This is a genomic window from Wenyingzhuangia sp., from assembly GCF_039768515.1.
Taxonomy (GTDB): domain Bacteria; phylum Bacteroidota; class Bacteroidia; order Flavobacteriales; family Flavobacteriaceae; genus Wenyingzhuangia.
This window is the reverse complement of the sequence record NZ_JBDNAI010000026.1, coordinates 1-5,767: the sequence shown is the minus strand read 5'-3', so window position 1 is coordinate 5,767 and position 5,767 is coordinate 1. Positions and strand designations below refer to the sequence as shown.

Below are 5,767 nucleotides of genomic sequence, written 5' to 3'. Positions count from 1 at the left end.
GCTAGTTCTTCTGCAAGGTGATCATTTTGAGTTTTTTTAAGCAAGTAACCATAGAGATAATCCCAAAAGGTATCGAATAGAAAAGCAAATGCACGTTGGTCATTTTGTTTTGCTTCGTCGATTGTACGTTGAATATTAATCTCATCCATTTAAACGAAGATACTCAAAAGTTAATGAATGATACGCCTAAGAACTTGTTAGCGATGGGTCTTTACATTCTTGTTCATCCGGAAGTTTTCCGCAAAAGCTACACGCTTCTCCTTCTTTGTTTAAAAATGGACTTTGACTGGCGCAAGTTCCGGCAAATTTCCCATCTTTTTTCACCAATATTTTAATGGCGATGCCGGCGAAGGCAAGTCCCAAAAGAACAATACTTATTAAGGCTAATTTCATGCAGCAAAAATAACTCATTTTTCTTAAATAAAAAACGAGGAGGTCTTTCAGTAATTTTTTAAATAAAATGCCACATATTACTTTAGTTAACCGTTTTGTGCTTAAAACCTTACCGGCTATTACATATCATAATTTTTCTGGAGATAAATAGATGAAATTTGAAAAAATAAGTTTCATACTATATCCAGTTTATATGTGCGCTAATAATTCCCTTTCTCATTCTACCATTTCACTTTCAGACCAGGAAAGCGTCATTTTGCGATGTTTTGCTTTGGGGATGGGTAATGAGTATGTGTGCAAAACTCTTGCCATTTCGACCATTGAATTAAATGCATATTTACGTGTGCTAATGGCAAAATTTGGTGTTCAAAATCAATATCATTTAATTAAAAAAGCTTTCAGAAAAGGTTTCTTGGATCCGTCCAATTTTGTTTTGGAGGAAGTGAAAACAATGACGTTGGAGTTTGTAGTTAAGTATCAGGATAGAATGTCAAAAAGCCCTCTTACGGAACAAGAGAAATGGAATTTTTACGAGCTTCTACTTTGCTACGCAAAAGAATTAGAGGCCTTAGAAATTGATGAAAATAAAAAAATCCCACCGAAGCGGGATTAAAGATTATCATCTACGGCATGAAGCCTTATTGTGATAAGATTGAGTAACAAATAAAAGAAAAATATATTTAAATGTCAACCAAATTAGGATTATTCGTCGATAACAATTCAATCAACTGGTCGTTGGTTGAGGTCTCTACGAATAAGCTGATTGATCTTGGAGTGCATGTTTTTCCGGCTGGTTGTGAAAATTTCGGAATGGGGAAAAGAGAGGTTTCAAAACGATATTCCCGAAGATTAGTTCGACTCAGAAGAATACGTTATTCTAGAATTAGGACACGAAAATATTACCTTTTAAAAATCCTTTTACAGCATAAAATGTGTCCGCTTTCACGGGAAGATCTTTATCATTGGAAAAGAACTAAACAGTTTCCTAAAGCTGCTTTGGCTGAGTGGATGGCATTGGATCCTTATGAATTACGTGAGCGTGGATTGCATGAAAAATTAACTTTGCAAGAGTTTGGGAGGATTTTCTACCAAATTTCTTGTCATAGAGGTTATCGTTTTGGAGAGCGAAACTCTAAGTTGGCTGACAATGTCTTGAGTCAAGGGATTCCTGCTGATCGAAAAATAGGTTACCTAAAAACACGAAGGTCTATTAAATCGAATACTCTGGGTACTTATCTTAATTCCATTAAACCAGTTGAAGGAGAGACCTATACAAAATCTGCTGAACGTATTCGAAACCGGATATGCACATTAGAAATGTACTTTGATGAAATCCATGCATTGTGGGATGTCCAAGCCGAGTTCTATCATACCTTGACAAATGAATTGCGGGAAGAATTGATTGGATCCCCCGATGACATAGACCCTAAAGGAGCTCTTTTTTTTCAGCGTTCCCTAAAATCTCAAAAACATAAAGTAGGGAATTGTTTGTATGAACCTAAAAAAACACGTTGTTGTATTTCTTCCATCACATACCAAGAATTAGAAGCATGGAAATGGGTGAATACGATTAAATTCAACAACCGATCATTAGAAATTGAAGATGCAAAGAAAGTGGTCGATTATTACAATACACATTATCGCTTTAATTTCTCTGAGATCAAGAAGCTTCTCGGGCAAGACTATTCAAAAAACTTCAATTATCGCGATGAAGAAAACTTCAGAGGGTCTTTTTTAAATTCAGAATTGTCCAAGAATAAATATTTTGGAAACGAATGGTTTTCAATGGATGCAAAAAACAAGGAAGATGTTTTTCATGCCCTTTATTTTTTTGACAGCGTTAGTCGATTAGAAACCTATGCAAAAGAGAAATTTGGATTTGAACAAAGGATAGCCAAGCAATTTGCAAACATATCAATTGATAAAAACTACGCTCCATTGTCTAGAAAGGCTAGCAATAACATTCTTTATTTTTTGCGAAAAGGATATGAATACAAAGCGTCAATTTATTTAGCTGGCTTACGAAATGCAATTAAAGAGGACTGGTGTAAGCTTTCTTTTGTGGAGGAAGAGGAGTTAATTCAAGTGACTTTGAATCTTTATAGAGACACCAGTTCTGCAAAATTAATACCTGAGTTAAGGCGTTTATTGAAAGAACTGTTTCAATTCACTAGTTTTAATCCCAACCGTTTGTATGGATTTTCAAATGCGGGGATGTTGGAACAAAAGCGTGGTAAATTGGCAGTAGATAAAGCCGCGGACAATCAAATTTTAGCCTTAAAAAATTCAATCTTGATTCAAAGTGTTTTTGAAACACGAAAAGTTGTCAATCAGATTATTGAAGATTATGGTCCAATTGAGCAAATTAATTGTGAATTATCTGTTGACGTAAAGGTGAATAGAATGCAGCGATTCATGCACAAATTGGATCAAAAAAGGATCATGGCTAATAACAAGCGTTATGTCCTTCACTTGAAAAAAGAATCGATTGATTTAACTCCCATGAATATTCTTAAATACGAATTGTGGGAAGAATGTAAACGGACTTGTCCTTATTCTGGAAAAGAAATCTCTCTCGAACTCCTGTATACACCACATGTAAAAATAGTTTACATACATCCTTGGTCTCGATCGCTAAATGACAGCAGGATGAACAAAACACTTTGCATAACTGAGATTGCCGATCAATTAAATAATAGAACTCCCTATGAGTATTTTGAGTCACAGGATATCTATGCTTGGGAGGCGGTTAAAACCCGTTGCGCATCACTTTTTTCAAGTACCCACTATCATCCGTCAAGTTATAAGAAGTTTAAACGTTTTGTCAAAAAATACAATTACAGAGATGTTGTCAAAAAACAGTTTAACGATCCACATCAGTTGAGTAGGAGTGTGGCTGTGATTTTGTCACAAGTAACTGAAGCTGTGCAAATGATTCCAGGTAACGTGACGCAACATTTATTGGATGAATGGTTGTTAAAGTCCGTATTTAGTCAAAAAAACAATTCGAATGATTATCGATTCAATGTGTTAAAAGCCTATGCGAATACAGTAGCAACTTCTGTGCATATGGATCATTTGATAGAGCGAAATAAATATGAGCGCATGATCAAGAAGGTGAAATTTCCTGTTCCTCATGAAAATTATTTAACGGAGTTAGAGGAGAGGGTTAACACACTTTTAGTTTCACATAAGCAAGCGAAGAAAATCATATCAACGCGTTCTTTTTGGCGAAAAAGCGATTCTGGAAAGATAAAAGTACGCGCAATCTCCATTCGCGGTGTATTACATAAAGATTCGCTTTTTGGCAAAAGGAAGCCTCCTAACAAGCCAGAAGCAATGCATATTAGGAGACCATTGCGTCAAATTAAAACCATTTCACAAGCTGAGAAAATTGTTGATCCTGTAATTGCTGATTTGATTCGAAAAAGAGTAAATAAAAGATGGAATGGTCAGGGTGTTTTTCCTACGGATATTTTCTTCGATAATTTTGAAGGAAAAGAGCCAAAACCCAAGATATTTTTGCCAAACAAAAAAGGAGAAAAGGTACCAGTCTTTAGTGTGAGAATGCGAGAAACCATTAATATGCCTGTTCAATTAAAAGAGACAACTAACTGTTATGTTGTCCCAAGGAATAATCATCATATTACCATTTTCATGACGAGTGATGGGGCTTATAAAGAAGAGGTGGTTACTTTTTGGACTGCTGTGAATCGTTTTCGTAAAAAGGAACCCATTTATATGCAGTGTAAGAAAAATCAAGGAAAGGTGATTACTCATTTACACATAAATGATTTTTTCTTGTTAGGCCTCAGTTCAGACATTGACATCAAATCTCTATCAGATGAGATTTTATTCAGACATCTTTATAGGGTCCAAAAATTATCTTCAAAATATTATGAGTTTCGAAGTGCGCATAAGCAGATAAGTAGTCATTTTGATTTTCCAGACTACATACGCATCAATAATTTTGGCGAACGTAAAACGGGATGGAAAACGTATAATCCCATGAAAATAAAATTAAGTGTAACCGGAAAAATAATATTCAACTAAATGCAATAAGAAGACTTTCTTTTCACGTAAAAATTACAGTTTGTTTGTTGAGCAAATGAATTGCCTACCCCATTACAATTTCATAAATAAATATAGTGTTGTGGTTTGATTGAAGGTTATGGAAAGAAAGCTTCTTTTTTTAAGACCAAAGGGTCCAGTAGATTTTGATAAAATGATAGCAAAAAATACTGGCAACAGAAAACTTTAAAAACACTCCACTCAAAAAGCCGATTAGCGATCCAAAGGCAGCTTTTAGCGCTTGTTTATCTGGCGTTTTATTTAAACGTTCTCCGAAATAAGCTCCTGCAAAAGGGCCAATGATTATGCCAAATGGACCTAAAAACATCAGTCCAACCAATAAACCCACGGTGGAGCCGATAACCCCTTTTTTTGATCCACCGAACTTTTTAGTCCCTAATGCAGGAATGATGTAGTCCAACAAGAAAACAGCAAGCGCTATGATGAAGGTTATGGTTAGAAAGTTTGTATTGTTGTCAATACGACTACTTTGATGAAGTAAAAATAAACCTATCCAACCAGTGATTGGTCCCGGGAGTACCGGAAGGAAGCTTCCTATGATTCCTAGTATTACAAAGAATAATCCCAAAAGTTCAAAAAGTAAATCCATTATAAAGTTGTTTATGTTGTATTCATTATTTTAATTGAGCTGGATAACAATAAAAAGCGTAATTTTATTGATGATAATGTAATTCTCAAACCATGAAAAAAACAGTACTACTATTCCAATCGATATTTTTCATCTCTCTGTTAACAGGTTGCGAGTATTTTTCTACTTCAACCCATACTCCTCAACAAATTAAAAAAGCGTCTACTTGGTCCGAGGAGGATCAAGGGCCAAGTTTTTCAAGCTGTCAAGACCTTTCTAGTGATGAACAGTTCTCTTGTTTTAAAGATACAATAACGCAATCAGTTAATGATGCTTTGTATGCACAAGAATTAATTTCTACCGCCGCCTTGAATGAAGAAGTGGTGTTGGTTATTTTAATTGATAGTGAAGGGAATATTACACTTAATTCTGTTGAAGATGATGCAGAAGTACTCAATGCGATCCCTGGTCTTTATGATGTTTTGAGTGATGCTATTTTAAGTCTTCCACAAGCAGTGCCATCTACAAAAACAAACGTGGGTGTCTCTGTAGCTGCTTCAATCGAACTTCCGATACAAGTGGTTGCTTCTCCAAGATAACTATGGCAGAACGCATCATCTTAGGGATAGACCCAGGAACAACAATTATGGGTTTTGGCTTAATAAAAGTCGAAAATAAGAAGATGCAACTAATGCAACTCAACGAATTGCAGCT

At 35.3% G+C, this 5,767-nt stretch carries 5 protein-coding genes and 1 pseudogene; 4 read left to right on the top strand and 2 right to left on the bottom strand.

The features are described 5' to 3' along the window. Nucleotides 1-186: 186 nt before the first annotated feature. Nucleotides 187-393 carry a membrane or secreted protein gene (locus ABF281_RS01960; RefSeq protein WP_347180022.1) on the bottom strand — a complete coding sequence of 69 codons (207 nt, stop codon included), beginning with the start codon at nucleotides 391-393 and terminating at the stop codon, nucleotides 187-189. 151 nt (nucleotides 394-544) lie between these two features. Here ABF281_RS01960 and ABF281_RS01955 point away from each other — a divergent pair, with 151 nt between their 5' ends. Continuing rightward, nucleotides 545-1,006 (top strand): LuxR C-terminal-related transcriptional regulator, encoded by a 462-nt coding sequence (locus tag ABF281_RS01955; RefSeq protein WP_347180021.1) that lies wholly within the window; start codon nucleotides 545-547, stop codon nucleotides 1,004-1,006. Nucleotides 1,007-1,077: 71 nt separating this feature from the next. Further along, nucleotides 1,078-4,446 (top strand): type II CRISPR RNA-guided endonuclease Cas9, encoded by a 3,369-nt coding sequence (cas9, locus tag ABF281_RS01950; protein ID WP_347180020.1) that lies wholly within the window; start codon nucleotides 1,078-1,080, stop codon nucleotides 4,444-4,446. A gap of 139 nt (nucleotides 4,447-4,585) precedes the next feature. Here the strand turns inward: cas9 and ABF281_RS01945 are convergent, their stop codons facing one another. Next, nucleotides 4,586-5,074 carry a DUF456 domain-containing protein gene (locus tag ABF281_RS01945; protein ID WP_347180019.1) on the bottom strand — a complete coding sequence of 163 codons (489 nt, stop codon included), beginning with the start codon at nucleotides 5,072-5,074 and terminating at the stop codon, nucleotides 4,586-4,588. 92 nt (nucleotides 5,075-5,166) lie between these two features. On the opposite strand from ABF281_RS01945, the gene ABF281_RS01940 reads away from it, so the two are divergent. Together ABF281_RS01940 and ABF281_RS01935 are read left to right on the top strand one after the other, a co-directional pair. Beyond that, complete coding sequence (locus ABF281_RS01940) at nucleotides 5,167-5,652, top strand: hypothetical protein (protein WP_347180018.1); 486 nt, start codon at nucleotides 5,167-5,169, stop codon at nucleotides 5,650-5,652. Nucleotides 5,653-5,654: 2 nt separating this feature from the next. Next, nucleotides 5,655-5,767, top strand: a pseudogene (locus tag ABF281_RS01935) (crossover junction endodeoxyribonuclease RuvC); the annotation flags it as partial.

Coding starts and splice junctions, on each gene's coding strand:
- ABF281_RS01960 (WP_347180022.1), bottom strand. CDS start 393: ATGAAATTAGCCTTAATAAGTATTGTTCTTTTGGGACTTGCCTTCGCC.
- ABF281_RS01955 (WP_347180021.1), top strand. CDS start 545: ATGAAATTTGAAAAAATAAGTTTCATACTATATCCAGTTTATATGTGC.
- cas9 (WP_347180020.1), top strand. CDS start 1,078: ATGTCAACCAAATTAGGATTATTCGTCGATAACAATTCAATCAACTGG.
- ABF281_RS01945 (WP_347180019.1), bottom strand. CDS start 5,074: ATGGATTTACTTTTTGAACTTTTGGGATTATTCTTTGTAATACTAGGA.
- ABF281_RS01940 (WP_347180018.1), top strand. CDS start 5,167: ATGAAAAAAACAGTACTACTATTCCAATCGATATTTTTCATCTCTCTG.